This is a genomic window from Acaryochloris sp. IP29b_bin.148 (genome assembly GCF_028285565.1).
Lineage (GTDB): Bacteria > Cyanobacteriota > Cyanobacteriia > Thermosynechococcales > Thermosynechococcaceae > Acaryochloris.
In genome coordinates this window covers 14,965-39,645 of record NZ_JANQOY010000139.1, presented here as the reverse complement: position 1 = coordinate 39,645, position 24,681 = coordinate 14,965, and the positions used below count along the sequence as shown (strand labels likewise).

The following is a 24,681-nucleotide window of genomic DNA, read 5'->3' as shown; positions in this document are numbered from 1 at the left end:
AATGCAGTCCCCGAGGTTCCCAGGGGTCCGCGATCAACCTCAGTGGACTCTCCCTCCTTAGCAACCGGAATAAGGTTTAACCAGTTGCCGCCAGCCCATCCAACACTGTCTTGCCAATGGCCTTGCCGCTTTCTTGGAATTCGTGAGCAGCACGCAGATTTTCAATATTGAGACTGCCACCATGATGATTGACTGTCGAGATCAGCGTGCCATTGTCGAGTAGCTCTGAGACTCGATTCAGCAACTGATGCTGAACGTCCATATCCTCGGTTTGAAACATTGATCGGGTAAACATAAATTCCCAGCTCAAAGAAATCGCCTTGGTTTTGAGAGAAGCCACATCCAGAGCGCCCGGATCATCAATCAGCGCCATATGTCCCCGGGGTTTAATCAGTTCCCGAATGGCAGCAAAATGCTTGTCCGTGTGGGTCAGAGCCGCCACATATCGAGGGGTAATGCCCAGAAACTTCAACTCTTCATCTAGGGGGTTACGGTGATTGACCACATAATCTGCCCCCATTTTCTTGACCCAAGCATGGGTATCCTCGCGAGAGGCTGTCGCGATGACGGTCAGCCCTGTGAGTTTCTTGGCAAGCTGAATCAGAATCGAACCCACTCCCCCTGCACCGCCGATCACGAGGAGCGCTTCCCCGCTGCCTTCACCTTCTTTGAGTCCGAAGCTATCAAATAGCATTTCCCAGGCTGTAATACTGGTCAGGGGGATGCCAGCAGCTTCTGTAAACCCCAGGGAGGAGGGTTTGCGACCCACGATTCGTTCATCGACGACCTGAAACGGGGCATTGGTCCCCGGGCGAGTAATGTCGCCTGCATAGAACACTTCGTCACCGGGTCGAAACCAGGTCACATCTGAGCCTACTTCCTGTACGACCCCAGCAGCATCAAACCCCAAAATGCGAGGTTCACCATCGGGTTGAGCACTGGCCCTCAGTTTGACATCCACCGGATTCACTGAAACCCCTCGGACCTCCACAAGTAAGTCTTTTGGACCCGGTTGGGGCGTTACTGTTTCAAATTCAATCAGGACATCTGCTGCTGACCCCGCATCCTTATACCCAATGGCTTTCATTATTTCGCCTTCTATCGAATCACTAGACCGTTATCCGCATGATAATTATTTAAATTAGAAAGATAAACAGGCTTTTCGCGAAATTATAATTCGGATATTTTTGATAAATGGATATTTTATCCCTCCGGTTATTTCTCAGGATTGCTGCGCGTGGCGGGGTCTCGGCGGCGGCGCAGGATCTTTCTCTTTCTCCTGCCAGTGCTAGTGCCCGTCTGGTGAAACTCGAAGAAACAGTCGGCTTTCGGCTGTTTAACCGCACGACCCGAGCCGTTTCTTTAACCACGGATGGTGAGGCATTTTTGCCCTATGCCCAGCAGATGATTGAAACCCTAGAAACGGGACTGAGTGCCGTCAAGGGACAGGGGACAGAGGCGGAAGGGGTACTGCGAATCACCATGCCTGGCTCCTTTGGCCGGATGTATATCATTCCTACTCTGGCTGACTTTCACGCCCACCATCCGCGAGTCAGCCTGGATTTACGGCTATCGGATGAAGTCTTGGATGTGGTGGAAGGGGCCTATGACCTAATTATCCGCAATGCCCCCTTGGCCGATAGTAGCCTGATGCTGCGAAAGCTAGCCTCTGATCGGCGGATTCTGGTTGCTTCTCCTGCCTATCTTGAGCGGTATGGTACACCTGCAACACCGGATGATTTGGTAAACCATCAATGTGTCAGCTTGGCTGAAGTGACGAAGTGGAAGTTTAAAAACGGACAGGCTATTAGCGTTCCCCACTCGTTTATGGTCAATGACGGTGAGGCCCTGCGTAAAATGCTGGAGCAGGAATTGGGAATTGGCATCAAGTCTGTCTGGAATGCCAGCGAAAGTTTGAAGTCTGGGCTGTTGGTCGAGGTACTGCCAGACTTCCCGCTGATGGTAGATGTCTCAATTTGGCTTCTGTATCCCAGTCGTCGGATCATTGCTCCGAAAGTTTATGCCATGATTGATTTTTTATTAGAACGGTTCCAGCCCGTGCCACCTTGGGAGCGCTAGTGAGGAGGGGGAGATCTTACACATGGTCAACTCACACACATGAATTGCGAGCCCACTTCAAAGATCTATCGCTCATAACCTGACAATTTCCCACCACCGCGCTGCCTCACTGAACTTGGGCAATGAGGGTATGATGGCGTGGACTAGTGACGGTGCGTGTGGGCCGAGTAAAACCAGCATCCACCATGGCTTGTTCCGTATCAAAGGTGAAATAGTCGTCAATGTAAGGTTCCGTACTTTTGAGTAATGTCATCACGTAGGGCGGCATCTTGACATATCCTTCAGCCTTGGGATTGGAATCCATCATGGCGAAATAACCGCCAGGGCGCAGGATGCGTCGAGCTTCTTGCAGAATCGCCCGTGTGGCGGTGCGCGGCAATTCATGCAGCAGCAGGAAGGCTGATACTAGATCGAAGGAGCTATCCGGCAAGCCCGTCGCTTCGGCTGCGGCATGTACCCAGCGAATCGGCTCAGACGCTGAAGCAGTCTCTACCCCATTGGCTTTGGGGCGAGAACGATATTGAGCCACGGTCAGGAAGTAAGGGGATAAATCAATGCCTGTAAGCTGTGCTTGGGGATAGGCCCTTTGTAAGGCAAAGGTGGTCACACCAACACTACAACCAATATCCAGAATCATTTCGGGAGCAACTGCAAGCTGGGTATTAAGCGCGCTGAGATAATTGCGCCGCAGTTTCATCGTATGTTCGGCACTGGCTTCGGGCCACAGTTGAGCATGAACTGCTTTGGTGGCCACTTCCACTTCTGTCGCGGCGTCCCAACTCAAGTTTCCTTGTGCATAGGCGTGAAACGGCTGTAAGTAATAGTCTGGATAGACCAAATCAGGATTTCGGATCTGCTCCAAATCCTTTTCCCAAGCCGGATCAAACGCTAGCGCTCCGCCCCGAGAACGCAGACGCTGTACCTCTCCTCGCCAGTCAATACCGATAGCTTCTGCTCGTTTGATCATCATGGATCGAGCTTGGCGCTTGGCAAAGTTAGCCAGAGGTTTGATGGCTAAAACGCCATTGATCAAATGAGTCGCCAAACCAGAGGATGAATTGTGGGCCACTGTCATCACTCAACTCCTTGCTTGCCTGCCCCCATTATTCCATTGGCTCCATTTAGAACGAATCAGAAACAGGTAACTTAACGTCCGTTGTGGTGGAGTACTTAATTTAGTTCGTTGAAGACATAGTAATTCCAACCAACGAGAGAATGAAGATGTCAACTTATTCAGTATTCAGATTATGTAGAAATCATTCATTTTGACTGTTCCCGAAGCCATAAGATTTTTCTTTTATCAAAGCCAACCCATGAGTCCTGTTTATTGTGGAGAAGAGCACCATCTACATTATCAAGCGTAAGGACCATATCGAGTGCCTCGCCGTATGAAAGTGTTGAGAAGCCAGTACCTCCCCAGTTAGGATGCATTCCGGTATAGAGTTCAGCTAGCTTCATGTTTGATATTTCTGCAATCCGTATAGTGCGATCTTGCGATGGGATAAATAAATTTCTGGTAAGCAACAATTGATGAAGCCCAAGCAGCATCATGTCATCGTAGTGCTCTGCAAGTTGCCAAATTATCTGATCAATATCGCTACTCATAATTCTCAAGAAAGATAATGTCTCAAAATAGCAGCTTCAAAAGTTGGAAACGAAGTATAAATTTGGATAGAGATTTCGAGGGCTAACAAATGTTATGTCCATTCTAAATTTTCGGATTAAGGCAAAATCTCAATCCAAGTTCCTTTGCTGACGATCGCATATAGCTCATCAACGTCTTTATTCTTGAGAAAAATACAGCCCCAAGTCCAGTTCTGACGCTGATCAATTAAGTGATCGGATCCTGATGGCACCCCGTGAATGCCAATTTCACTGCCAACGGTATCGCTGATCTTGATTTTGCCCTGACGTTTAGCTGCCAAGTGTTTGCGCCAGGAATCGGCAGTGGGATAATTTATCCAAAGAAATTTTGACCAGATGGGATGGGGGTATTTATCTTGAATTTGAAACAAACCTTCTAGCGTTTTGCGATCGCCTTCTCGTAACTTGTCCCCTGTCGGCGCACTTCCCAATACCACCGGATAGGACTTGAGTGGTTTTTGGTCGTAGTAAACCGTGAGCCTCAATTTAGATTTTTCAATCAGCAGGGTGAGTTTATCGGCTTCCAGGGTAGAGAGATTCGTCAAGGTTGCGATTTCGCGATCGCCATTAACCAGTGCATTCCCTACAGGCGGTTGATGCAGCCGCTGGGCAGTACAACTCTCCCCACATAAAACATCAGGCGCTTGCGAGAGGGGGAAATACATACCCCAGTCTGGTGAAAACACCATATACTCCCACACTGCCCAGCAGAACAAGTCCCACGACCAGCAACGGTCTGGTGGATAGCTTGAGCTTTTTCACACCTAAGTATGTTCCAAAATAAATCGGGCAACGGCAAAATAAATTAAGACCCCTAACACATCCACCGCTGTGGTAATAAAGGGAGCTGACATCAACGCTGGATCAAATCCAATGGCTCTAAAGACAAAGGGCAGGGCCGACCCAGCAACCGAAGCCAAAATCGAAATGGCAACGAGACTGCACCCCACTGCGATCGCCACCGCAAAGCTCCCCTGCAAAACATAGGCCCAAATAACGACAATTACCCCCAACATCAGACCCAAAATCGCACCAGCAAAAGCTTCTCGTTGGATCACCCATAGGGGATGATTCGCCTGAGGCTGCTCAACATTGAGGCTGCGAATCACCACTGTTGAGGATTGGGCCCCCACATTGCCACCTGTCCCGATCAGGAGCGGGATAAAACTAGACAGCGCCACCACCTTTTTAAGCATATCTTCTTGGCTATGAATCACTGCCGTTGTTCCTGTATTCGTCAACAACAGCACCAATAGCCACACCACTCTTCTACGAGCAACGGTAATCAGATCCGTTTGGAAATAGTCATCGCCTCCCGATTGCACCCCTCCCATACGGTAGATATCTTCCGTGGTTTCTTCTTCAAAAATGTCGATCACATCATCGACCGTGACAATCCCTACCAGACGTGCCTCACGATCAACAATGGGCATTGCTAAAAAGTCGTAGCGCTGAATAATACGGGCCACTTCTTCTTGATCAGTATCCGTACTGACGGACACCACATCTCGCGTCATCACTTCACCAATGGTCTGTTCTGGTTGAGCCGTCACCAAATCTCTCAAGGAGATAATGCCCGTTAGGTGACGAGCAACATCAACCACATAGAGGTAATAAATGGTTTCGGTAAAGCGCGCTAAACTCCGGATCCGCTCCAACGCCTGAAAAACATTTAAATTCTCCTTCAGCGACACGTACTCAGGCGTCATAATTCGGCCAGCCGTGCCTGCCTCATACCCCAACAACAGGGCTGTGGCCTGACGCTCGATGGGACTCAGCTGATCGAGCAGACGGCTGACGACCTTGGCCGGTAATTCATCAAATAGTCGAGCCCGATCGTCAGGAGACATTTTATCGACAATGTCTAATACATCCTGACGCTTAAACTCTTCGATCAGGGACTGCTGAACGCTGGAGTTTAAGTTTTCATAGACTTCAATGGCTTCATCTTTAGAAAGGAGACGAAAAGCAATGGCCTGTTGAGCCTCTGGCAACTCTTCGATAGCCTCCGCAATATCGGCAGGCTGCACAGGCACTAATAGGGCCTTGGCCCCGCCCAAATTGCCTTGCTCCAGCAACATCAGAAGTTGCGATCGCACCAGCTCCCGCAACTCCTTGCGGGGAACCACTTGTAATCTGGAATCAGAATGCTCAGTCAAGCCAGATCCTCTCATTTTGATGAATCACCTGTCTGCTGGCTAATCCATAACAGGTCGCCCCTGGAGAGCATGAACAGGCGATTGGCCCTGGGCCATTCAAACAAATCCTGCCAGCCCTTAGTGTACGCTATTGCAGATGCCATTAGCCCAGCTATTCTGTTCCTGTACACTATCCCCTTGTTTTAAGCGGCAGTTCCCCACGGGTGCCAACTTAATATTCGCAGGTTCAAAAGTTCCCCTTACAGGTGCCGTAAAGATATGTTAGGGTGGGTTTCCATGCTAGGATACATAAGCTCATTAAGGGTCGCTAACTCAACGGTAGAGTACTCGGCTTTTAACCGATTAGTTCCGGGTTCGAATCCCGGGCGACCCATATTTTATCGCTCGTCTTTGCTCAACTTTAGATAAAGCTACCTGAGAACCCGCTAGACAGGGTAGGATATCTAAAGATTAGCGTAAGAATTCGGCGCAGTTTTCGCTTTTTTATCGACGACAAACATTTAGGAGGATCAACTATGGCGCTTGTACCAATGCGGCTTTTGCTCGATCATGCCGCCGAAAACGGCTACGGCATTCCAGCATATAACGTCAATAACATGGAGCAAATCATCTCCATTATGCAAGCTGCAGATGAGGCAGATAGCCCCGTAATTTTGCAAGCTTCTCGTGGTGCCCGGAGTTATGCGGGTGAGCATTTTCTCCGCCACTTAATTACAGCTGCGGTTGAGTCCTACCCCCATATTCCCATCGCCATGCACCAGGACCATGGCAATAGCCCAACCACTTGCTATTCCGCCATGAAAAACGGGTTTACCAGCGTGATGATGGATGGCTCCTTGGAAGCAGATGCCAAAACCCCTGCCAGCTTCGAGTACAACGTTGACGTAACCCGTAAAGTTGTGCAAGTTGCTCATGCCATCGGCGTTAGCGTTGAAGGTGAGCTAGGTTGCTTAGGCTCCTTAGAAACCGGTCAAGGTGACAAGGAAGATGGTCATGGTTTTGAAGGAACGCTCAGCCGTGATCAGCTTCTCACTGACCCTGACGAAGCCGTTGAGTTTGTTGAGCAGACTCAAGTGGATGCCCTAGCTGTTGCTATTGGCACTAGCCACGGTGCTTATAAGTTTTCTCGTAAGCCCACCGGTGAAATTCTAGCCATTAGCCGGATTGAAGAAATTCATAGCCGCTTACCCAACACTCACTTGGTGATGCACGGGTCTTCTTCTGTGCCTCAAGAGTGGATCGACATGATCAACGCCCATGGCGGCAAAATTCCTGAAACCTATGGTGTTCCTGTAGAGGAAATCCAAAAGGGAATCAAGAGTGGTGTTCGTAAGGTCAATATTGATACTGACAACCGTTTAGCGATTACAGCCGCTATTCGGGAAGCAGCATTTAAAGATCCTAGCAACTTTGACCCCCGTCATTTCTTGAAGCCTTCTATCAAGTACATGAAGCAAGTTTGCCTAGCTCGTTATGAGTCCTTTGGCACTTCTGGCAATGCCAGCAAGATTAAGCAACAGCCCTTAGACATTTTTGCAGTCAAGTATGCAAAAGGTGAGCTAGACGCAACGACCAAGAAAACCGTTGCTGTCTAAAAGATAAAAGATCTTTCAGGCAAACCATTGATTGATTTGCCTGAATACTCCCATCAAGAAGGCCGAGGGATTAACCCTCGGCCTTCTTATGATATTGATAGTTGATTTAAGCCCTTACAAGACAGGAATCATAGTTTTCTCAACAAAGGAACAGGGTTAATGGCGCCTTTGCCTGCAGGATGCAATTCAAAGTGGGTATGGGGTCCAGTGCTCCGGCCTGTACTACCCATATCCGCAATTTGCTGACCTTGGGAGACAGATTCCCCAACACGTGTCCTGATCCGATGATTGTGTGCGTAGAGCGTTAAGCTACCGTCAGGATGGCGAATCTCAACTAAATTGCCATAACCCCAACGATTCCAACCCGCCGTTTTGACAACACCGGGAGCAGCTGCAACAACAGGTGTACCCACAGGTGCAGCAATATCAATCCCACGATGAGGACGTCCCCATCGCCAACCAAACCCAGAGGTCAAAACGCCTTTAGCTGGCCACACATATTTTTGAGGCCCCGGCAACATCTGGCTAGGCAAATAACGATCGACAGAAGACAAGGGGGGGAGTTCCAAGCTAGGAACCTGGGGCAAAAGGTTACGAGTCGCGACAATATTTTGACGACGATTCAATTGTGTCTCAGAAGCAGGCTGCGGCGGTAGGACAGCCAGAGGGGCGGATGGTTTTCTGGTGTCCTTAGCTGCAACTTTGTCCTTAGCTTTAACGTTCTGATCACGTTTACCCGTCAAACCACTAGCCTGATCGCTAGCCTCTGCATCATTGAGAGCGACAATATCTTGGACCGTGCTTAGAGACAGAGAAAGAGATTGGTGAGCCGGGATCCGAAGTTTAGTCTGAGGACCAACAGAGCTTGGATCGCTAACCCGATTGGCTTTAGCGATTTCATTGGCAGACACTTGGTACAGACGAGCTATGTCCTCTAAGCTTTCGCCAGGTTTAACTTGATGCACAATCGCCCCAGAGTCGATTAAGGCTGAATTTCGATCATTGGGGATAATCGTTTGGGATAAGTCAATATCCGGTAAAACCGCAAGGGCTTCTTCTGTATCGACAGAGGTAGGCTGAGGTACCTTGGGGCTATTGTTCTTCGGCTCAGAAGCGTCAGGCGAGTCCTCAAGGGCTGCCGATAGATTCAAGGGATGGGTTAGCAGAGACCCACTCTCAGAAACCTCCTCGGAACCCAGAGATTGGGGAAGCGCAGTATCTAAGTTCAACAAAGACTGCTGGGGTGACCCGGCAAGTAGAATGGGTTCTGCAACCCGAGTTTTGATGGCAACGCTGTCTAAAATATCAGAGGTACCTAGTTCTAAATTATTGCCTAAATCAAGCAGATCGATAGATTTAAACAAATGCTCAGAAACTAAAGGTGTCCCTAGATCACTGACTAACCCCTGCGAAGATCCTACCCAATGACGACGGGGGAAAGAAACCTCAACCTCGTTCAACTGAGCGGTTGATAAGGTCTTAGGCTGTGTAGTTGCTGTTTTTACAGCTAGGGGGCTGCCAGGTTGAGTGGCAAACGGTGTAGGCTGCTCAATCTGCTCCGATTTGGAGGCAACAAGGATCGCTTTGCGCTGCGAAACTTTATCTCGCAGAAACGTTGAGCGCTTTGAGGTATTTCTAGCCTGGTATGTCGATACCTTATACCGAGAAGAACCGATCAGGTCCGGCAACTGTAAGGGCTGACGAGCAGATGAGTTGAAGTGAGTAGAAGCAACAGCATGAGCTGATTGCTCGGTTATAAGTCCGCCGAGGGCACTGACCGTGATCATAAAACCTAGAACACTGGCAGAACGAGTTCGACGAAGGAGAGTTGATACTCCTGACAAGACAGTATCAATCTTCTGCGGAATTTCTCGTTTCAATGAAGACCTCCTGAATCCTTAACGTGTCTCTTCGATAACTTCAGACAATGAACTTGTAAAATTAAGCTTGAAATTAAAAATATTTATAAGTTTTTAATTATCTCATAACATTGCGCGAAAAGCTGTGATCTAAATGAGAGCGATCGCAAACGTGCATTAAGAAAAAATACCCTGCTTCTTTAAATTAAACAAGCCTTCAAAGGGGGCGAGGTCAAGACTAGGAAATACATTCCAGCATCAATACATATTTTTGCCCCCAACAATGTATCACTTGATACTGTTCGGGGGTATATCCCCTAAAGATGGGTTATTCCAATCGCAAGCTATGGTCATTTACTGGGAGAACTGATATCTCTTAAGTGTCTTTCATTTAATCTGCCCAGGAACAATCGCACATATCCTGCGTATAACTACTGAATTCAAATCAATAGCCTAACTATCCATAGAAAAGCTTGCGTATAAACACGCAAATTCCACCGAATAGGACTTAAGCCGATAATCGATAGCTATTACACTAATAAAGTTTTCTGATCTTTGTTAGCCTCCTCAAATAGTAATTTGGCATTTTTATGGCGCAGAAAGATAAAAATAGCACCACTTATCCTCAGTCATCAATAAATATCTACCGATGTGAATGATTGATAAACACAATGCACTCCCTTCTGCCCCATATCCAGAACAGACAGCACAAAACTGCAGGAGAATGAGGCTACAACTTCAAGGTTAGCTGCCTCCGGGCTTCAAACAAACCAACGGCAGCACTGACTGATAAGTTCAAACTCCGAACTTGCGGTTGGGGCATTGGGATCCGTAGGACTGCTGCACTAGTTTGCAGGATATCTCGGGGTAAGCCACTCGACTCACTGCCAAAGATCAACCAGTCATTCTCTTGAAACTGGAATTCTAGATAGCTATGGGTGCCTGAGGTGCTAAAGCTGACACAACGTCCCCCTTGCCGCATCTGGCACTCTTGAAAATCAGGCCACGAGGGATGGGTGTGGAGCGTTACATAGGGCCAATAATCTAATCCTGCTCGCTTTAAATACCGATCAGAAATTTCAAATCCCAAGGGTTCTACAAGATGCAGCTCGGTTTGAGTGGCAGCACAGGTCCGAGCAATATTGCCTGTGTTAGGAGGGATCTCGGGATAAACAAGAACAACCCGGAGCATAAACAGTCTGGACTTTGGTTGGGCGCTATACCGCTATAGGCTCACATAATTTGTCGCGAAGATCAATTTCAGTTTGGGTCATTTCTGCGATCGCAGCCTGGACCGTCTGTGAGATCGACTGCCCTTGCTCGGACTGAGCCAGCCACTTCTGGGCATCATTTCCCTGTGTCAAGATCTGATGGATCGGCGAGAGAAAACAGCTAAAACCAGCCTGTTTAGCCGTGGGCCAAACCTCTGTGTACAGCTCCTCAATCCAGTCACGGGCTAAAATGCGGCGTCCATCTTGCCAATGGATGAGTGTCGCATCCAGACTATGGGTGGCAGCTGCCACTTCGTTGGCATCGGCAAGGGCCATCAGATGATCGGGGTTAGAGCTAAGATAACTACCCATCAGAGGATCAAGGTTGGGATCATCCATCAGTTGTAAGATTCGGGCTTCTAGCAAAGCCGTAATGGCCAGCAAATGCACCGGATGAGTCACTAGATCGCAAATTCTCAACTCTAGACGATTCAAGTCATAGGGCCGACAATTCCCATTCGGGCGCACAGAACTCCAAAGGTGGCGAACATTCTGCATCGTCCCCTGCAATAGCTGAGATTCCGTCCAATCAATAAAATGCTGATGACTGGTAAAAAGAGGAACCTGAGTCGGCGTCTTGGGAAAAACCGCCCAGCGAGTCGAATGATATCCCGTCACTTGTCCGCCCAAAAAAGGTGACGAAGCACTCAGTGCCAAAAACAGAGGGGCTTCCATACGGACAAGTCGGCAAGCACGCAGCAATTCTTCGGGATCAGCAATGCCAATATTGATGTGAATGCTAGCGGTGACCACACTTGTGCCGTAGGTTTGCTCGATATAGGAGTGGTAGGGATTATTGGGGTCAGAGCGATAGAACTGTTGGTGATCGGCAAGAGCCAAGGTACTACCGGGGATCAGGGTGTAATTACCCAGGGTTTGGAGATATTGGCGTAACTGCAACCGCGGTCTAACCAGATCGCACAGCAGCTGATCATAATGATGGGCCGGTGCTGTTGTGTACTCAACATTGCGGCTATCGGGTTCCCGCACAAATCCATCTAGATCGCGGACAATACGGTCTGACAAACCAACAATTTCGCCGGTTGGCTGTCCCGTATAAATTTCAACTTCAAACCCTTTAGAAAGCACCATGCGTTTCCCTCGCTCTAGTCATACAAATCAATGGAGCAGATCTAACCCAGACCTCTAGAAAGAATGATTAACTTCTATAAGGGCAAACCCAGATATGGCTACACACCAATATTGCTAAAGACAGAGAGTGAGAGGTTACGGGCCATGACATCGCTCAACCCTCTGCAACAATGCTAATATTCTGACATGTTTCGGGTCCGAGGTTGGGTAGAGAACCGTACTGCCCCTTGTGGAACAGACCAAAGTAGCTCTGATCCTACAGATAGAGTGGGCCAGGGGGAGTGGTTTAGGCTGCCGCCCCGATAGTCTTGAGAAGACGTGGCAGGCTTATTCAAGCAAAGAACGGATGGTGTCCGTGAGAATATTTAAAGCCCCTGAACGTTGTAAATAGGGCTGAGCTTCTCTTAGGAAGGGACTCGCTTCTTCCAAGAAAGGAGCAGCTTCCTTGAGCAAGGGACTTGCAGCACCCACTGCAGGCGCAAACTGTTTGGCCTTGGCAATAACGGGACCATATTTCTGGTAGGCCTCTAGTAGGCGTTCGCCTTCGACCTCAACGGTGTCGGTGGGATAGTTTTCGAGGGTGTCGAGGATCGTGATTTCTCCATCCCGGCTTGCATCCAGGACTAAAGCGGAACGAATGGCCTCTCGATTGGCCCGGTCTGAGGGGGGATGAACAATTTCCCCAGCTTCATCCAGCATGACATCTCCAATGGGGCTATTCAGCAGTCGATCGAGTTCAGTCGGACTGATCGCAAAGGGGCGAGTCAAGGTCTCACTGACTTTTTGCGGATCTTGGTCTGCCAACTCCAAGTAGGCTTTGAGGTCAGCAGGGGCCCGACCCGTATCTGCCAGCTGACGCAAAGAACTAACTGGCACGGAACGAGCAATCGGACCATATTTGAATACAACCCGTTCTGCGGCCCCAGCGGGCAATGCGCTCAACAGCACAGCTGCACAACTTCCTAAAAGATATTGATGCCAAGTGTGGTTGGTCTGTGATGTTGTTGAACTCATAATGATGCGGTGATTACCTTTTTCTCTTACCAGCATACCCACATACCTTGACTTATTTGTGATTCTCGGGTTCCTGCCTCAAGGCGAAACGCACCACCTCTCTGAAATTCGTGTGGCTGATCACGGCGGCTGTAATCTATCATTTCGAGTGGATGATACAGTTGTGAACGCTTCTCTACTGCCTGATTAAGCATCGAGATTTGTGACTGCGCTGTCCCACTTTACATGGACAATCAAAGGGCAAGGCAATCCTAAGGATGCAAATCATGCTTAGATCGGAGGGGGCCAAGCCATCTCTGGAGAAGTTAGTCAACGAAGGTAAGCCAATGGATGTTATCCCTGCTATAGATTTACTGGAAGGCCGTTGTGTCCGTCTGTATCAAGGGGACTATGACCAATCTCAAGTGTTTTCTGAGAATCCGGTTGAAGTGGCCAAGGCATGGGAAGCTCAAGGAGCCCAGTGGCTCCATTTGGTGGATTTAGATGGTGCTAAAACGGGCCAGCCCGTCAATTTAGAGACCATTGCAGCGGTGGTAGACGCCCTAGAGATTCCGGTACAGGTGGGGGGCGGCTTGCGAGATCGCACTCGGGTGACCCAGCTTCTAAATTTAGGTGTAAGACGGGGTATTTTAGGTACGGTTGCGATCGAAAATCCTGATCTGGTCCAGGAGCTGTGCCAGGAATTTCCCGATCAAATTGTGGTGGGCATTGATGCGAGGGAAGGCCGAGTCGCGACCCGAGGCTGGTTAGAGACCTCCGAGATTCTGGCAGTAGACCTAGCCAAACGCATGGTGACGGCGGGAGCAGCGGCGATTATTTACACGGATATTCAACGGGATGGCACCCTACAAGGCCCCAACATTCCGATGCTGCGAGAAATGGCTGAGGCGATTACGATTCCAGTGATTGCTTCCGGTGGGGTTAGCTCAATTACGGATCTGCTGAATTTGCTGGCATTAGAAGAGATCGGAGTAACGGGCGTAATTGTGGGTAAGGCTTTATATACAGAAGATATCGCTTTACCTGAAGCCCTCCGGGCCGTGGGTCCGGGTCGCTGGCAGGATGTGCCCCCTGATTTAGGCTCTTCTGCGCTGGCCTGAGAATGACAATGCTGTTCTGCAAGCCATCTGAACTTGGGTATTGAGAACACGATTCGATGGACCTCTTGCATGAATAGCCCCCAATCCTGCGTGGCCCCCCGCCCCCATGCCAGGAGAAATAAGCATTTGTTTACATAGCAAAGTCTTTTACAGCCCCCTAAATCCCCCATTCTGGGGGACTTTGAGCCTATAGCTAAGCTGGATAATAGGGCCGAAAACCTCAAGCATTGTTCTCTCAAATCTGATTTTGCATATCTGTGTGGAGAAACAGGTAAAGTCCCCCACTGGTGGGGGATTTAGGGGGCGAGCGCAAGGGTAAAAGCCATCGACATGATCGCCCAATATAGCTGGACGTGAATTTTGCCAGCAGTATCAGAATGGGGGGGCAAGTGCAATCCATAAAGGGTAAGAGACAGTAGCTTTAAGCAAAATTCATGCAAGAGGTCTAATAGCTTCAGGGCTGTTCAAGCTCAAATTCAACCTTCAGAAGAGGATAGGAGTGCTGAAGTTCCTTGGCAAGAGCTTTAGCGCTTTGCTGGTTTCCTTGCCATAGTAGAAAAGTGCCTGAGGTCGTGGCAGTATGTGTGAATCCATACTGTTTAAGAATGGGGATAGCAGACTTGAGCTGAATCCAAACATCCTGAGTCCAGTTTGGATCAGACTCGTGTGGCCAAGAAACGATTATATTGCCATCCTCACTCACCATGCACCTATATATCTTGGATATCTAGGGTTAAAGTAGGCGGTGCAGCAAAGTCTCTACAGTCAATCGCCTTCTCGGATAAAGCAATATCAGGATGGACCGAACATTTGAGATGATAATCGTTTGTGAAATATTGGCAGTTGCTACAGGGGATTTGATGCATCCGATTTGAGACTCGGACACTATATGCGATCGCAGATCCGATATTCCACACTAACAACCCCACAATTCCCCAGGCCAAACAAAAGCCAATTCCCACAAATAAAGGATGCAAGAGAGGGGAATAACTAGCCCACAGTTGATAAACCATAATGTCCCGCTAACAAAGCCATATACTGATGGGCAATTAAACTACCCATCCTTAAGGTAAAACCTTAAAAATACAGGCTAAGCAAGGGTCATAGCTTCGTTATAAATATTTCAATCTCTTTACCCTTAGTCATTGAGCTACACAATTTGGCGACTTATGATGGTCCATCGAATTTCAGGATAGAGGTGACTTAGTCTGTCAGAATCTGAACTGTCAACCCAGCGAGGCCGGTTATAACCTTGTGTGATGAATCGTTGTATTTATAATTTTGACCAAGTCAAAACCCAGTCGAACCGCCCAAAGAACGGATGACTAACAGTATGTTTCCTAACTTACCTCGACTTTCTTTAGGCTTCTTCCCCACCCCGATTGTGGAGCTATCCCGTCTGTCTGAGTCTCTGGGGGGACCTAGAATCTTGATGAAGCGAGACGATCAAACAGGATTAGCCCTCGGGGGAAATAAAACCCGCAAGTTAGAATTTTTAGTTGCAGATGCGATACAGCAACAATGTGACTGTGTGATCACAGCAGGGGCTGCTCAATCCAACCATTGTCGGCAAACAGCGGCGGCAGCAGCAATGGTGGGTTTAGAGTGCCACCTGGTTTTAGGAGGAACGCCTCCTATCCAGGCCAATGGCAACTTGCTGTTAGATGAACTCCTGGGAGCCACCCTTCACTGGACAGGAGCAGATCGGAAAGGGGAACAACTGAGTGCCATTGCAGCCCAACTGACCAGCCAAGGCAAACATCCCTATAGGATTCCCTATGGCGGCTCAAATGCCCTTGGTGCCGCTGGCTTTGTAGTGGCGATGGCTGAACTTCAGCAGCAGATGCAAACGATGGAGCGGTCTATAGATGCCATAGCATTTGCATCTAGTTCTGGGGGGACGCAAGCAGGACTAACCGTGGGTAAGGCACTCTTGGGAATGGAGGTGGAATTAGTTGGGATACGGATTGATAAAGCTGAAGATGAACCATTAAGCTATAAGGCGCAATTAGCCCAATTGGCGACTTCGACCGCTCAGATTCTCGAATTATCCGATTGTCAGTTTCAACCCGCAGACTTTCGAGTAGAAACCGCTTACCAAGAAGCAGGCTATGGCATTGTTAGCGACCTAGAGCGCTCTGCCGTTACTTTAGTCGCACAAACTGAGGGAATTCTGTTGGACCCAGTGTATACGGGGCGAGCCATGGGAGGGTTACTAGATTTAATTCAAAGTGGACAGTTTCAATCTCCACAAACCATTCTGTTTTGGCATACGGGCGGACAACCTGCTTTATTTGATCCGAAATTGTCTCTAAAGGAGCCTGAATCAACTGCTGGCGATGGCTGAAAGCCGATCTCTGAGAATTGCACCGCCTCATCTCCCCCAAGTCCTCAACACTCATACCGATTCTTTAATCTAGGATCTAGACGGAATTTCAGCTAGTGGTTTACTCCATTAAAAAATACGTGACTTACAAAGCTGAAGACTCTTCCCAAACCACTGAGACATATATATGTGTGCAAGGTTATGTGTGACACTTTACGCATGGTTACTCACTTGCAAATTGACGAAGACTTAATGCATGCTGCCTTAAAGCTAAGTGGGCATAGAACGAAACGTGCTGTGGTTGAAGAAGCTTTGCGTGAATATGTGATGCGTCGTCAGCAGCTTGAGATTACAGAGTTGTTTGGCACCATTGATTACGAGGAAGACTACGACTATAAATAGAACGTAGCTCTTTGGGCGAGCTTACCTTTTTAATACCAGACTGAATTTCTCTAATGATTTCTATATCTTGTATTTGAAATATTTCTGCTAGAAGTTCTAAGCCCTCATTGCCAAACTTCAACTCCAAACCGAGTTTGATGCCCTCTAGTAGCCCTTCTCTTAAGCCCTCCTGCTTGGCAATCTTTTCAACACTTGTGACATAAGGCATCTGTACTTCCCTCTCATATTCCTCTAAATTTTGTCGAAAGCTCGTTTCCAGCTCTTGCGGTAACGTAATCACCCAATCGATAAAGCGGAACAGATTCAGAACGTCTTGACGCTTATATCCCCGCGTAGCGCGTTCCAATTGCAGCATCACGGACCACCTGCTGCAGTTCCTTATCTAGAAACTCATAATGTTGGTCCCAATGGATATCAGCATGAATTTTAGGAAAGAAGAACCGTAAGAAATTTTGAAAGTAGGCTTCCAGAATCTCTTTCCAAGGCCCGTCATAATCTGCACGCTGTTCCGTCATTTCACCATAAAGCGTGAGTCCATCACAGAGAGTGTGTCAGTGGTCGGTCACTTCGTCAACCAGCCCCGGCTCAAGTCTATACAATCAGTCGACAGAATATGACGCAGCGAGTTGAGACGGTCTGGTCACTACGATAGAGTCGTAATCAGTACGATTTGGACTTGACGATCCTCCATGAGCGATTCCGCTGACATCCCCGTTTTACGAGAAGGCAAAAACCCTGCCCAACATCGCGATCGCACCACCGTAGACCGGGACGCTCTTACCCCGATGATGCGTCATTACGTGGATCTGAAGGACGAATACCCCCAGACCATCTTGCTCTATCGGATGGGAGACTTTTATGAAACCTTTTTTGAAGATGCCTGCACCATTGCCCAGGCTCTAGAGCTGGTGCTGACCAGTCGGCAGGCGGGGAATGATATTGGCCGCGTGGCCATGGCAGGCATTCCTCACCATCAGCTCGATCGCTACAGTCGAATGCTGGTAGAAAAGGGCTTTGCCGTCGCCATCTGCGACCAGATGGAAGACCCCGCCCAGGCCCAGGGACTCGTCAAGCGAGAAGTCACCCGCGTCATTACCCCCGGCACTCTCTTAGAAGAGGGAATGCTGAATGCCCGCAGTAATAACTTTCTGGCAGCGTTTGTGTTGGCGGGTAACCATTGGGGCTTGGCCTATGCGGATATTTCCACTGGGGAATTTCTGACCACCCAGTTTAGTGAACGGGAAACCTTGGCCCAGGAACTGCTGCGCCTCCAGCCCTCGGAAGTGTTGTTTCCAACGGATGCTCCCGATATTCAGCAGATATTGCGACCGGGCGAGAATTCGGATCTGTTGCCAGAAGGGTTGCCCAATCAGTTTTGTTATACGTTGCGATCGCAAACCTCCTTCACCCAGGCAGAAGCGCGTCAACGCATCCAAGAAGTCTATGGGGTGCGCTCCTTAGAAGGACTGGGCTGTGAGCATCTCCCCCTAGCAGTGCGGGCCGCAGGGGGGTTACTGGCCTATCTAGAAGCCACCCAAAAAGACACCCATATTCCTCTACAGCCCCTGGCTACCTATACCCTTAGCCAATACCTAGTGCTCGATCATCAAAGTCGGCGCAATCTGGAACTCACCCAAACCTCTCGCGATGGCACCTTTCGGGGGTCTTTGCTATGGGCCATTGATCGGACTCGCACGGCTATGGGCAGTCGCGCCCTCCGTCGATGGTTATTGCAGCCTCTCCTCGACCTCCAGGATATTCAAGCTCGTCAAGCGACGATTACTGAACTCCTACCTCAAACCGGATTTCGCAAGGAACTGCAAAACCAACTCCAGAAAATCTACGATTTAGAACGCTTGGCAGGGCGGGCGGGGTCTGGCACGGCTAATGCCCGTGACCTGGTGGCCTTAGCAGAATCCCTCGGCCAATTGACGGAGTTATCTCACAAAGTCGCCAAATGCGAAGCCCAGTATTTGCAGGCCTTACAAACCGTCCCCCCCATTCTCGATCAGCTCGCTCAGCGCTTGCGCGCCCATTTAGTGGAATCGCCGCCCATCTCCCTAACCGAAGGGGGCATTATTAAACCCGGCGTCAATGGTGAGCTGGATCAGATGCGTCAGCAAATCGTCAGCGACCAACAGTGGATCGCCAACCTAGAAAAAGACGAACGAGAACGCACGGGTATTTCCACCCTCAAGGTGGGATTTAACAAAGCCTTTGGCTACTTTATTAGTATCTCTCGGGCCAAAGCCGACCAGGCCCCCGACGACTATATTCGCAAACAAACTCTGACCAACGAAGAACGATTCATCACCCCAGAACTGAAGGAACGGGAAGCCCGCATTTTCACTGCCCAAACAGAACAGTTCCAGCTGGAATATGACTTGTTTGTCGCCCTCCGCACCGAAGTGGGTGAACAGGCCAGCCTAATTCGCACCGTTGCCGCTGCCGTCGCTGCGGTGGATATTCTGGTGGGCCTGACGGAAGTGGCAGTGTATCAGGGCTACTGCTGTCCTGATATGAGCGATAGTCGCGATATTCAAATTCTGGACGGTCGCCATCCGGTGGTGGAGCAGTCCCTGCCACCGGGCTTTTTTGTCCCTAATGCTACTGAGCTGGGTCGTTCTCCTACCTCTAAGGCAGCACCCGATCTGGTGATTTTAACCGGCCCCAATGCCAGCGGCAAAAGTTGTTATCTGCGTCAGGTGGGTCTGATTCAACTGATGGCCCAGATTGGTAGCTATGTGCCCGCTCAGTCGGCTCGGTTGGGAGTGTGCGATCGCATCTTTACTCGCGTCGGTGCGGTGGACGATCTAGCCACGGGCCAGTCTACCTTTATGGTGGAAATGAACGAAACCGCCAATATCCTTAACCATGCTTCGTCCCACTCTTTGGTGCTGCTAGATGAAATTGGTCGAGGCACGGCCACCTTCGATGGTCTAGCGATTGCTTGGTCTGTGGCGGAACATCTGGCCACCGTTATCCAGGCCCGTACCATTTTTGCCACCCATTACCATGAGCTAAATGAACTGGCGAGTTTGGTGGAAAATGTCGCTAACTATCAAGTCCTCGTTAAAGAACTCCCCGATCAAATTATTTTTCTCCATCAAGTCTGTCCCGGTGGAGCAAGTCGCTCCTACGGGATTGAAGCAGGTCGGTTGGCAGGCTTGCCCCCGTCAGTGATTAAGCGAGCCAAGCAAGTGATGAAACAGATTGAGCAACATAGCAAAATTGCGGTGGGCCTTCGTAAGGGGAATGCGCCATCTCGCCCTCGTAAGTCGACTGAGACTGCTAAGGAGCAAAACCAGCAGTTTGAATTACCCTTTTAAAGGGGGCTGTAATCTAGAGGGTAGGCAGCGGCTCAGACAACATCAAAGATGCAAGCTGAGGACGCTATATTTACTCATTCGCACTATTCTGCTTTAACCAGGCTCTTAAATCAGCAAGCTTGACAAAGTCGAGTAGAGCTTCGCCTAATATTTCCAGCTTTTCCGCCGATAATGACTCAATTTGAGCTTGGAGATTAGGAGGGATGGAGCCGATCTGACGACTGAGTAGGCGGAGAATTAAGGCTCTTTCGCCTTCAATACGCCCCTGTTGGCGTCCTTCAATATGTCCTTCTTGGCGTCCTTCTAGACGTCCTTCTTGCAGGGCCTCTTGATAAACTTTAGTTTGCTTGAGTTCACCTACACCCAACATACGCTCTATCTCCTCTCGACTGAGGTGGGGAAATTTATAGACCACAATCGTCTCAATTAAATCTATTATCGCTGCTATTTTCGGGTTTGTCCGATTTTGGGTTTGAGACTTTGCCAGCAGTACTTGGGCTTGAGGGACCACATCTTTGGTGTTGGCCATTACCAGTTGCATTAACCCCACTCCCAGAGAAGGACTTGTGTTGTCTAGATCTTCAAGATAAATACGATGGACTTGATCGCTGTTGAGATTGGCACGGTAGACATGGGGGGAGGTGGGTTCTACGCTGCGGCGAGGATAGATAACAACGGCTTGCCAATCTACGGTGTGGGGATGCAGCCCCAAGTAGAGATAAATTTCGGAGAAGAGGCGCTGATAAAACTGAGGGTCATGTTGAAATTGGACTTCTACAAACCAGACGGTTTGATCGGGGGCATTGGGTGTGGGTAGAAAGATGCCATCTAGGCGAAAGGCAACTTGCTTGATCTCTACTGATTTAAATTCATAGCCTTGGGCGATGTTTGCAGATTGGCCAAGTAACTCAAAAAGGGTGCCGGGATCAGTCTGAAAGATACGATAGAAGATAGAATCAGTTTTCAAAAGGCAAAGTCATTCTTATTGGGGCATACCAGCCATCCTACTGGATGGTATGCCGCTGGAGAGGGTAAGGTTCTACCATTTTTTTTGGGACTGATGACAGTGCCTTAAAACTGGACTTTTTGCAATTGCCCAGTCCTACCCATTGTCGCTGTTACTCCCGCCTCAAATCAATTCGAATTCCCGAGAAAAGGAGATGAGTATGAAACTCAGTATCGTTTTGATCAGTTTTTTGCTGGCCTTGGGTTTAGGACTGTATACATCCCAATCGCAACCATCGTCCCAGCCGTCTCCCCAGCCATCCCCTCAGTCCAGTCCACCGCCCTCAGTTCTACATCAAACCTATGATTTGCCAGGTGCGGTGGTTCATCTAATTAAAATTCCCCAGCATGAGCAATACACCCTTCGCCCGATGGTAGCTGATGGACTGATGACCGTAGAGGAATTTGCGCAGAAAACGAGTGTTCAGCCTATCGCTGTGATTAATGCGGGGTTCTTTGATCCGGTGAATCAGCAAACCACGTCCCATATTCGCATTAACGGCCAAGTCCAAGCAGATCCCCGGAAGAACACCAGGCTGGTAGACAATCCTGATCTCAACCGCTACCTACCGAAAATCCTCAATCGTTCAGAGTTCCGTCAGTATCAATGTGGAACGCAGGTGAAGTATGCCATTACGTCCCATCAGCATCCCATTCCTAAGGACTGTAAGTTGAATTATTCTCTGGGTGCGGGTCCACAGTTACTGCCTCAACTAACTTTGCAAGCAGAAGCCTTTACCGATTCCGTCGATGGCCAGGTGATTCGGGATGCGATTGGCAGTCGGCAACCCAATGCTAGAAGTGCCATTGGCCTCACTCAATCGGGTGATCTTCTCTGGGTGATGGTGGAGCAACAGTCTCTTGACAAGCCAGGCCTTTCATTGCCAGAGCTGGCTGATTTCCTGAAACAGCAAGGAGCGACACAAGCGCTGAATCTTGATGGAGGCGGTTCTTCTGCCTTGGTTTATCAAGGCAAGACTTATCCAGGAAGACCGGGGTCTGCTGGGGAATCGGCGGTACGCCCTGTTAAGTCAGTTTGTGTTTTACAAGAGCAGCAGACGCCTTAAAGCCTGATCGCCTATGTTTGATTAGAGTCGGTCGTTTGACGTGCTAACAGCAGGGGTTGTAAATCTTGATGCTCCCTTTATCAATCAGGGGTTGGAGAATTTCGTCTGTTGTAAAAAGGCTGGGGGAATGGGCCGTCGGAGGATGGAGCTGAGACTCTAGCCTTGCGATCGCAACCTTGAGGGCAGCAGCGGTTTGGTGATTGGTACATGCTTCTAGCTGAACTCGCAGCTGCTCGATTTTATCTACAGTTAACAGAGCCATGTAAATCTACACAATGTATATTCCACAACAATTAAACCATTGATCTGGCATGAATTGCCCTGGAACGCGAGAGTATCTTTTGGACTAAAACAATGCGAGAGAATCCATCGTTATTCTGGTCACAAAGTTTGAGTAAAGCCGTCAATATCACTAAAATGGCTTTAGCCAAAGGCAAGAAATTATCGCTTCATCCATTCTTGCTAACGACGCTTCTCATTAAAAATAGGCATCAGAAGAAATCTTTGATCGCCCAAGAAAAAGCTGATCTAGCTTGGTATTGCCTTCACTATCCTCAGCGGATAAAGCAACTGTTGGCAAATATCAGCTTGGCAGATGATTCCATCCTCAAGAGACATTCTTTTTCTAAGGAACGCGACGTCTGGCATTGCCAAAATCTATTGCACTACTATCAAGAGTCCCCATCTATCCCTTGGTTAAGAATTTCTAGAATCGAACCAAGCGGTAACACCGTCGAATGGGGAGATCGGGTTCTCCAAAATACCTTGTCCTTTCAGGGATGCGAAGATCAGGTGCCCTTAAGAGATGACGGACACCTAGACTGGATGCATAGGGGACCGAATGCTGATAGAGAATGGGCTTGGTTCCTCAATCGACATTACCATCTACGAGACCTGTTTGTGGCTTACAAGCTCACAGGTAATCCGATCTATGTGCGCTATCTAAATGACCAAATCGTAGATTGGATTCTGTTTAATCCCTCGACAGATAATGCTTCCCTTTGGGCTCAATGGCGAGGGCTAGAAGTGGTGTTCAGGGTTGTTCATTGGGCTGAGATTTTCTATGGCCTGCAGCAAGTAGAAGAATTTACACCGGCCGCCCGTATTTTGATGCTATCTAGCATTCAAGATCATGCTTACTACCTACGGCATCTAAATTCTTGGGGGGCCAATTGGTTAATCAAAGAAATGTATGGACTGGCCACTATTGCCCTCTATTGGCCAGAGTTTACCAATGCCCAGCAATGGCTAACCTTTGCCCTAGACCGCTTGCTGCAAGATCTGCCCAATCAAATCTACCCAGATGGTACTCATAAGGAACTCACAAGCCATTACCACACCGTTGTTCTCTCGGATTTGCAGCAGTTAGGGAATCTCCTAGAGAAAGCTGGCTTACCAGTTCCCCAGCAACTTCATCAGGTGTTGGTTAATATGTGGAACTATTTGGCCTATTCAATGCGCCCAGAGGGGTATGGGGTCTTAAATAATGATTCAGATCGCAACGACAACCGTGATTTAGTTCTGAAAGCGGCAGCACAATACCAGCGATTAGATTGGACTTTTATTGCCTCGAACGGAACCCAGGGAGCTTCTCCCAAGGGGCAACCCTCTAGAATGTTTCCCCGGGCAGGGCAAATGGTGATGCGCAGTGGGTGGGAGAAAACAGCTCACTGGGCCTGGTTTGATATTGGCCCTATGGGAATTTACTATCACATTCACAATGACAAGCTGCATTTATCTGTAGCCGCCTATGGTCGAGACTTATTGGTGGATGGGGGACGCTATAGCTATATCCGCTCAAAATTTTGGCATTATTTCCGGGGGTCTGCGAGTCACAATGTGATTTTGATGGACGGTCAAGGCTAGAAACATGATCATAGAGAGTCCTTACAGCCTGTTTCTAGCTGGGCCATTGAACCCCAGTTTGACTTTAGTCGAGGAACTTTTGAGCACGGTTTTACAGAGGTAGACGGCACTATCAAACATCGGCGAGCGGTGGTCTATCTGCGAGGACAATATTGGGTTGTAGTAGATCAAGTGATCACGCACTGCCCGCGACAGATAACGCCACTATGGCATTTCCATCCAGACTGCACGGTGACCCTACAAGGAGAGTCTGCGGTCTCCACGGATCGGGGGGTGGGTAATTTACGAATTCTTCCCTGTGCCTCCTTGTCTTGGTCTATTGAATTAGTGCGAGGGCAAGAGGAGCCTGTGCAGGGATGGTGGAGTGGAACGTATAACCAAAAATTACCGAGTACCACCGCTGTCTATTCTGCCCAAATTAGTGGCCCCACAACCTTTGCCTGGATCTTGTTGCCAGCCCTGGGGCCTGTCTCCTGTCCAACCGTGCAATTGTTATCGATCTCTGAGGAAGCTATTTCGCTGGGTATTGACAGGCCAGGGCACCCCAGGGACATCGTGGCGGTTCGTCTCGCGGGGACCGATCCTGTGGATTTAGGGAATACCCTAGTATTAGATGGCGATTGTGCGATTTACCAAAAAAAACACAGGCCTTTGGTTGCTCACGGTACGGTTACTGATGCGACTGGAAAGATTTTGGCTCAACATCCCCATGGCTTTTCTGAGGATAAGGAGGGGCCTTTAGCCCCAGACCATAGGCAAGGTAAAACGCTGGATTAAGGAGGATTCGAAACTGCTCACAGTCATCCTGTTCTAAGATTTCTGGCTAAACCTCGAAACAATTTTCGACAGTTCTCTTGAGGCAAACCATATCAA

At 48.9% G+C, this 24,681-nt stretch carries 21 protein-coding genes, 1 tRNA gene and 1 pseudogene; 9 read left to right on the top strand and 14 right to left on the bottom strand.

The window, feature by feature from the left end; all coding sequences use genetic code 11:
• Positions 1 to 76: 76 nt before the first annotated feature.
• Positions 77 to 1,087 carry a zinc-binding alcohol dehydrogenase family protein gene (locus Q0986_RS13235; RefSeq protein WP_299410995.1) on the bottom strand — a complete coding sequence of 337 codons (1,011 nt, stop codon included), beginning with the start codon at positions 1,085 to 1,087 and terminating at the stop codon, positions 77 to 79.
• Positions 1,088 to 1,194: 107 nt separating this feature from the next.
• Here Q0986_RS13235 and Q0986_RS13230 point away from each other — a divergent pair, with 107 nt between their 5' ends.
• Positions 1,195 to 2,079: a LysR family transcriptional regulator gene (locus Q0986_RS13230; RefSeq protein WP_299410994.1), complete on the top strand. Its 885-nt coding sequence runs from the start codon at positions 1,195 to 1,197 to the stop codon at positions 2,077 to 2,079.
• Positions 2,080 to 2,185: 106 nt separating this feature from the next.
• Here Q0986_RS13230 and Q0986_RS13225 read toward each other — a convergent pair whose 3' ends face one another.
• The 4 genes from Q0986_RS13225 to mgtE form a co-directional block, all read right to left on the bottom strand.
• The gene (locus Q0986_RS13225) at positions 2,186 to 3,154 is read right to left on the bottom strand and encodes a class I SAM-dependent methyltransferase (protein ID WP_299410993.1); all 969 of its coding nucleotides are present in this window, start codon (positions 3,152 to 3,154) and stop codon (positions 2,186 to 2,188) included.
• Between the two features lie 185 nt (positions 3,155 to 3,339).
• A complete protein-coding gene (locus tag Q0986_RS13220; protein WP_299410991.1) occupies positions 3,340 to 3,684 on the bottom strand; it encodes a hypothetical protein in 345 nt (114 codons plus the stop codon).
• Between the two features lie 116 nt (positions 3,685 to 3,800).
• The gene (locus Q0986_RS13215) at positions 3,801 to 4,412 is read right to left on the bottom strand and encodes a L,D-transpeptidase (protein WP_299410989.1); all 612 of its coding nucleotides are present in this window, start codon (positions 4,410 to 4,412) and stop codon (positions 3,801 to 3,803) included.
• Positions 4,413 to 4,487: 75 nt separating this feature from the next.
• Positions 4,488 to 5,897: a magnesium transporter gene (mgtE, locus tag Q0986_RS13210; RefSeq protein ID WP_299410987.1), complete on the bottom strand. Its 1,410-nt coding sequence runs from the start codon at positions 5,895 to 5,897 to the stop codon at positions 4,488 to 4,490.
• A 286-nt stretch (positions 5,898 to 6,183) separates the two neighbouring features.
• On the opposite strand from mgtE, the gene Q0986_RS13205 reads away from it, so the two are divergent.
• Together Q0986_RS13205 and fba are read left to right on the top strand one after the other, a co-directional pair.
• Positions 6,184 to 6,255, top strand: a tRNA-Lys gene (locus tag Q0986_RS13205).
• A gap of 142 nt (positions 6,256 to 6,397) precedes the next feature.
• Positions 6,398 to 7,477, top strand: a complete 1,080-nt coding sequence (gene fba, locus Q0986_RS13200) for a class II fructose-bisphosphate aldolase (RefSeq protein WP_299410985.1) — start codon at positions 6,398 to 6,400, stop codon at positions 7,475 to 7,477.
• A gap of 128 nt (positions 7,478 to 7,605) precedes the next feature.
• Here fba and Q0986_RS22995 read toward each other — a convergent pair whose 3' ends face one another.
• The 4 genes from Q0986_RS22995 to Q0986_RS13175 form a co-directional block, all read right to left on the bottom strand.
• Complete coding sequence (locus Q0986_RS22995; RefSeq protein WP_366918582.1) at positions 7,606 to 9,357, bottom strand: M23 family metallopeptidase; 1,752 nt, start codon at positions 9,355 to 9,357, stop codon at positions 7,606 to 7,608.
• A 709-nt stretch (positions 9,358 to 10,066) separates the two neighbouring features.
• Positions 10,067 to 10,528 carry a tRNA (cytidine(34)-2'-O)-methyltransferase gene (locus Q0986_RS13185; protein WP_299410984.1) on the bottom strand — a complete coding sequence of 154 codons (462 nt, stop codon included), beginning with the start codon at positions 10,526 to 10,528 and terminating at the stop codon, positions 10,067 to 10,069.
• A 25-nt stretch (positions 10,529 to 10,553) separates the two neighbouring features.
• Positions 10,554 to 11,699, bottom strand: a complete 1,146-nt coding sequence (gshA, locus tag Q0986_RS13180; protein WP_299410983.1) for a glutamate--cysteine ligase — start codon at positions 11,697 to 11,699, stop codon at positions 10,554 to 10,556.
• Positions 11,700 to 12,026: 327 nt separating this feature from the next.
• Positions 12,027 to 12,749, bottom strand: a complete 723-nt coding sequence (locus tag Q0986_RS13175) for an alpha/beta hydrolase (RefSeq protein WP_299410982.1) — start codon at positions 12,747 to 12,749, stop codon at positions 12,027 to 12,029.
• 290 nt (positions 12,750 to 13,039) lie between these two features.
• Between Q0986_RS13175 and hisA the strand changes: the two genes are divergently transcribed.
• A complete protein-coding gene (gene hisA / locus Q0986_RS13170) occupies positions 13,040 to 13,813 on the top strand; it encodes a 1-(5-phosphoribosyl)-5-[(5-phosphoribosylamino)methylideneamino]imidazole-4-carboxamide isomerase (protein WP_299411012.1) in 774 nt (257 codons plus the stop codon).
• A 710-nt stretch (positions 13,814 to 14,523) separates the two neighbouring features.
• Here the strand turns inward: hisA and Q0986_RS13165 are convergent.
• Positions 14,524 to 14,826, bottom strand: coding sequence for a hypothetical protein (locus Q0986_RS13165; RefSeq protein ID WP_299410980.1), 303 nt, complete (start codon positions 14,824 to 14,826; stop codon positions 14,524 to 14,526).
• 320 nt (positions 14,827 to 15,146) lie between these two features.
• Between Q0986_RS13165 and Q0986_RS13160 the strand changes: the two genes are divergently transcribed.
• Together Q0986_RS13160 and Q0986_RS22990 are read left to right on the top strand one after the other, a co-directional pair.
• A complete protein-coding gene (locus Q0986_RS13160; protein ID WP_299410978.1) occupies positions 15,147 to 16,160 on the top strand; it encodes a D-cysteine desulfhydrase family protein in 1,014 nt (337 codons plus the stop codon).
• Between the two features lie 198 nt (positions 16,161 to 16,358).
• Complete coding sequence (locus tag Q0986_RS22990) at positions 16,359 to 16,541, top strand: type II toxin-antitoxin system VapB family antitoxin (RefSeq protein ID WP_366918583.1); 183 nt, start codon at positions 16,359 to 16,361, stop codon at positions 16,539 to 16,541.
• Here Q0986_RS22990 and Q0986_RS13155 read toward each other — a convergent pair.
• Entirely contained in the window at positions 16,489 to 16,896 is a 408-nt protein-coding gene (locus tag Q0986_RS13155; protein ID WP_299410975.1) for a hypothetical protein, read from the bottom strand. The genes Q0986_RS22990 and Q0986_RS13155 overlap by 53 nt on opposite strands.
• A complete protein-coding gene (locus tag Q0986_RS13150) occupies positions 16,862 to 17,056 on the bottom strand; it encodes a hypothetical protein (RefSeq protein ID WP_299410972.1) in 195 nt (64 codons plus the stop codon). The genes Q0986_RS13155 and Q0986_RS13150 overlap by 35 nt, the downstream gene beginning before the upstream one ends.
• Positions 17,057 to 17,230: 174 nt before the next feature.
• Here Q0986_RS13150 and mutS point away from each other — a divergent pair, with 174 nt between their 5' ends.
• A complete protein-coding gene (mutS, locus tag Q0986_RS13145; protein WP_299410970.1) occupies positions 17,231 to 19,870 on the top strand; it encodes a DNA mismatch repair protein MutS in 2,640 nt (879 codons plus the stop codon).
• Positions 19,871 to 19,940: 70 nt separating this feature from the next.
• On the opposite strand, the gene Q0986_RS13140 is transcribed toward mutS, so the two are convergent.
• Positions 19,941 to 20,837: an Rpn family recombination-promoting nuclease/putative transposase gene (locus Q0986_RS13140; RefSeq protein WP_299410968.1), complete on the bottom strand. Its 897-nt coding sequence runs from the start codon at positions 20,835 to 20,837 to the stop codon at positions 19,941 to 19,943.
• Positions 20,838 to 21,036: 199 nt separating this feature from the next.
• Here Q0986_RS13140 and Q0986_RS13135 point away from each other — a divergent pair, with 199 nt between their 5' ends.
• Positions 21,037 to 21,942 carry a phosphodiester glycosidase family protein gene (locus tag Q0986_RS13135; RefSeq protein ID WP_299410965.1) on the top strand — a complete coding sequence of 302 codons (906 nt, stop codon included), beginning with the start codon at positions 21,037 to 21,039 and terminating at the stop codon, positions 21,940 to 21,942.
• Between the two features lie 43 nt (positions 21,943 to 21,985).
• Here the strand turns inward: Q0986_RS13135 and Q0986_RS13130 are convergent, their stop codons facing one another.
• Positions 21,986 to 22,204, bottom strand: coding sequence for a hypothetical protein (locus Q0986_RS13130; RefSeq protein ID WP_299410963.1), 219 nt, complete (start codon positions 22,202 to 22,204; stop codon positions 21,986 to 21,988).
• Positions 22,205 to 22,296: 92 nt separating this feature from the next.
• Here Q0986_RS13130 and Q0986_RS13125 point away from each other — a divergent pair.
• Positions 22,297 to 24,585, top strand: a pseudogene (locus Q0986_RS13125) (alginate lyase family protein).
• Positions 24,586 to 24,681 lie beyond the last annotated feature (96 nt).

Bases quoted from the DNA above. Each gene is read 5' to 3' on its own strand.
- Q0986_RS13235 (WP_299410995.1), bottom strand. From the start codon at position 1,087: ATGAAAGCCATTGGGTATAAGGATGCGGGGTCAGCAGCAGATGTCCTG.
- Q0986_RS13230 (WP_299410994.1), top strand. From the start codon at position 1,195: ATGGATATTTTATCCCTCCGGTTATTTCTCAGGATTGCTGCGCGTGGC.
- Q0986_RS13225 (WP_299410993.1), bottom strand. From the start codon at position 3,154: ATGACAGTGGCCCACAATTCATCCTCTGGTTTGGCGACTCATTTGATC.
- Q0986_RS13220 (WP_299410991.1), bottom strand. From the start codon at position 3,684: ATGAGTAGCGATATTGATCAGATAATTTGGCAACTTGCAGAGCACTAC.
- Q0986_RS13215 (WP_299410989.1), bottom strand. From the start codon at position 4,412: ATGGTGTTTTCACCAGACTGGGGTATGTATTTCCCCCTCTCGCAAGCG.
- mgtE (WP_299410987.1), bottom strand. From the start codon at position 5,897: ATGAGAGGATCTGGCTTGACTGAGCATTCTGATTCCAGATTACAAGTG.
- fba (WP_299410985.1), top strand. From the start codon at position 6,398: ATGGCGCTTGTACCAATGCGGCTTTTGCTCGATCATGCCGCCGAAAAC.
- Q0986_RS13185 (WP_299410984.1), bottom strand. From the start codon at position 10,528: ATGCTCCGGGTTGTTCTTGTTTATCCCGAGATCCCTCCTAACACAGGC.
- gshA (WP_299410983.1), bottom strand. From the start codon at position 11,699: ATGGTGCTTTCTAAAGGGTTTGAAGTTGAAATTTATACGGGACAGCCA.
- Q0986_RS13175 (WP_299410982.1), bottom strand. From the start codon at position 12,749: ATGCTGGTAAGAGAAAAAGGTAATCACCGCATCATTATGAGTTCAACA.
- hisA (WP_299411012.1), top strand. From the start codon at position 13,040: ATGGATGTTATCCCTGCTATAGATTTACTGGAAGGCCGTTGTGTCCGT.
- Q0986_RS13165 (WP_299410980.1), bottom strand. From the start codon at position 14,826: ATGGTTTATCAACTGTGGGCTAGTTATTCCCCTCTCTTGCATCCTTTA.
- Q0986_RS13160 (WP_299410978.1), top strand. From the start codon at position 15,147: ATGTTTCCTAACTTACCTCGACTTTCTTTAGGCTTCTTCCCCACCCCG.
- Q0986_RS22990 (WP_366918583.1), top strand. From the start codon at position 16,359: ATGGTTACTCACTTGCAAATTGACGAAGACTTAATGCATGCTGCCTTA.
- Q0986_RS13155 (WP_299410975.1), bottom strand. From the start codon at position 16,896: ATGCTGCAATTGGAACGCGCTACGCGGGGATATAAGCGTCAAGACGTT.
- Q0986_RS13150 (WP_299410972.1), bottom strand. From the start codon at position 17,056: ATGACGGAACAGCGTGCAGATTATGACGGGCCTTGGAAAGAGATTCTG.
- mutS (WP_299410970.1), top strand. From the start codon at position 17,231: ATGAGCGATTCCGCTGACATCCCCGTTTTACGAGAAGGCAAAAACCCT.
- Q0986_RS13135 (WP_299410965.1), top strand. From the start codon at position 21,037: ATGAAACTCAGTATCGTTTTGATCAGTTTTTTGCTGGCCTTGGGTTTA.
- Q0986_RS13130 (WP_299410963.1), bottom strand. From the start codon at position 22,204: ATGGCTCTGTTAACTGTAGATAAAATCGAGCAGCTGCGAGTTCAGCTA.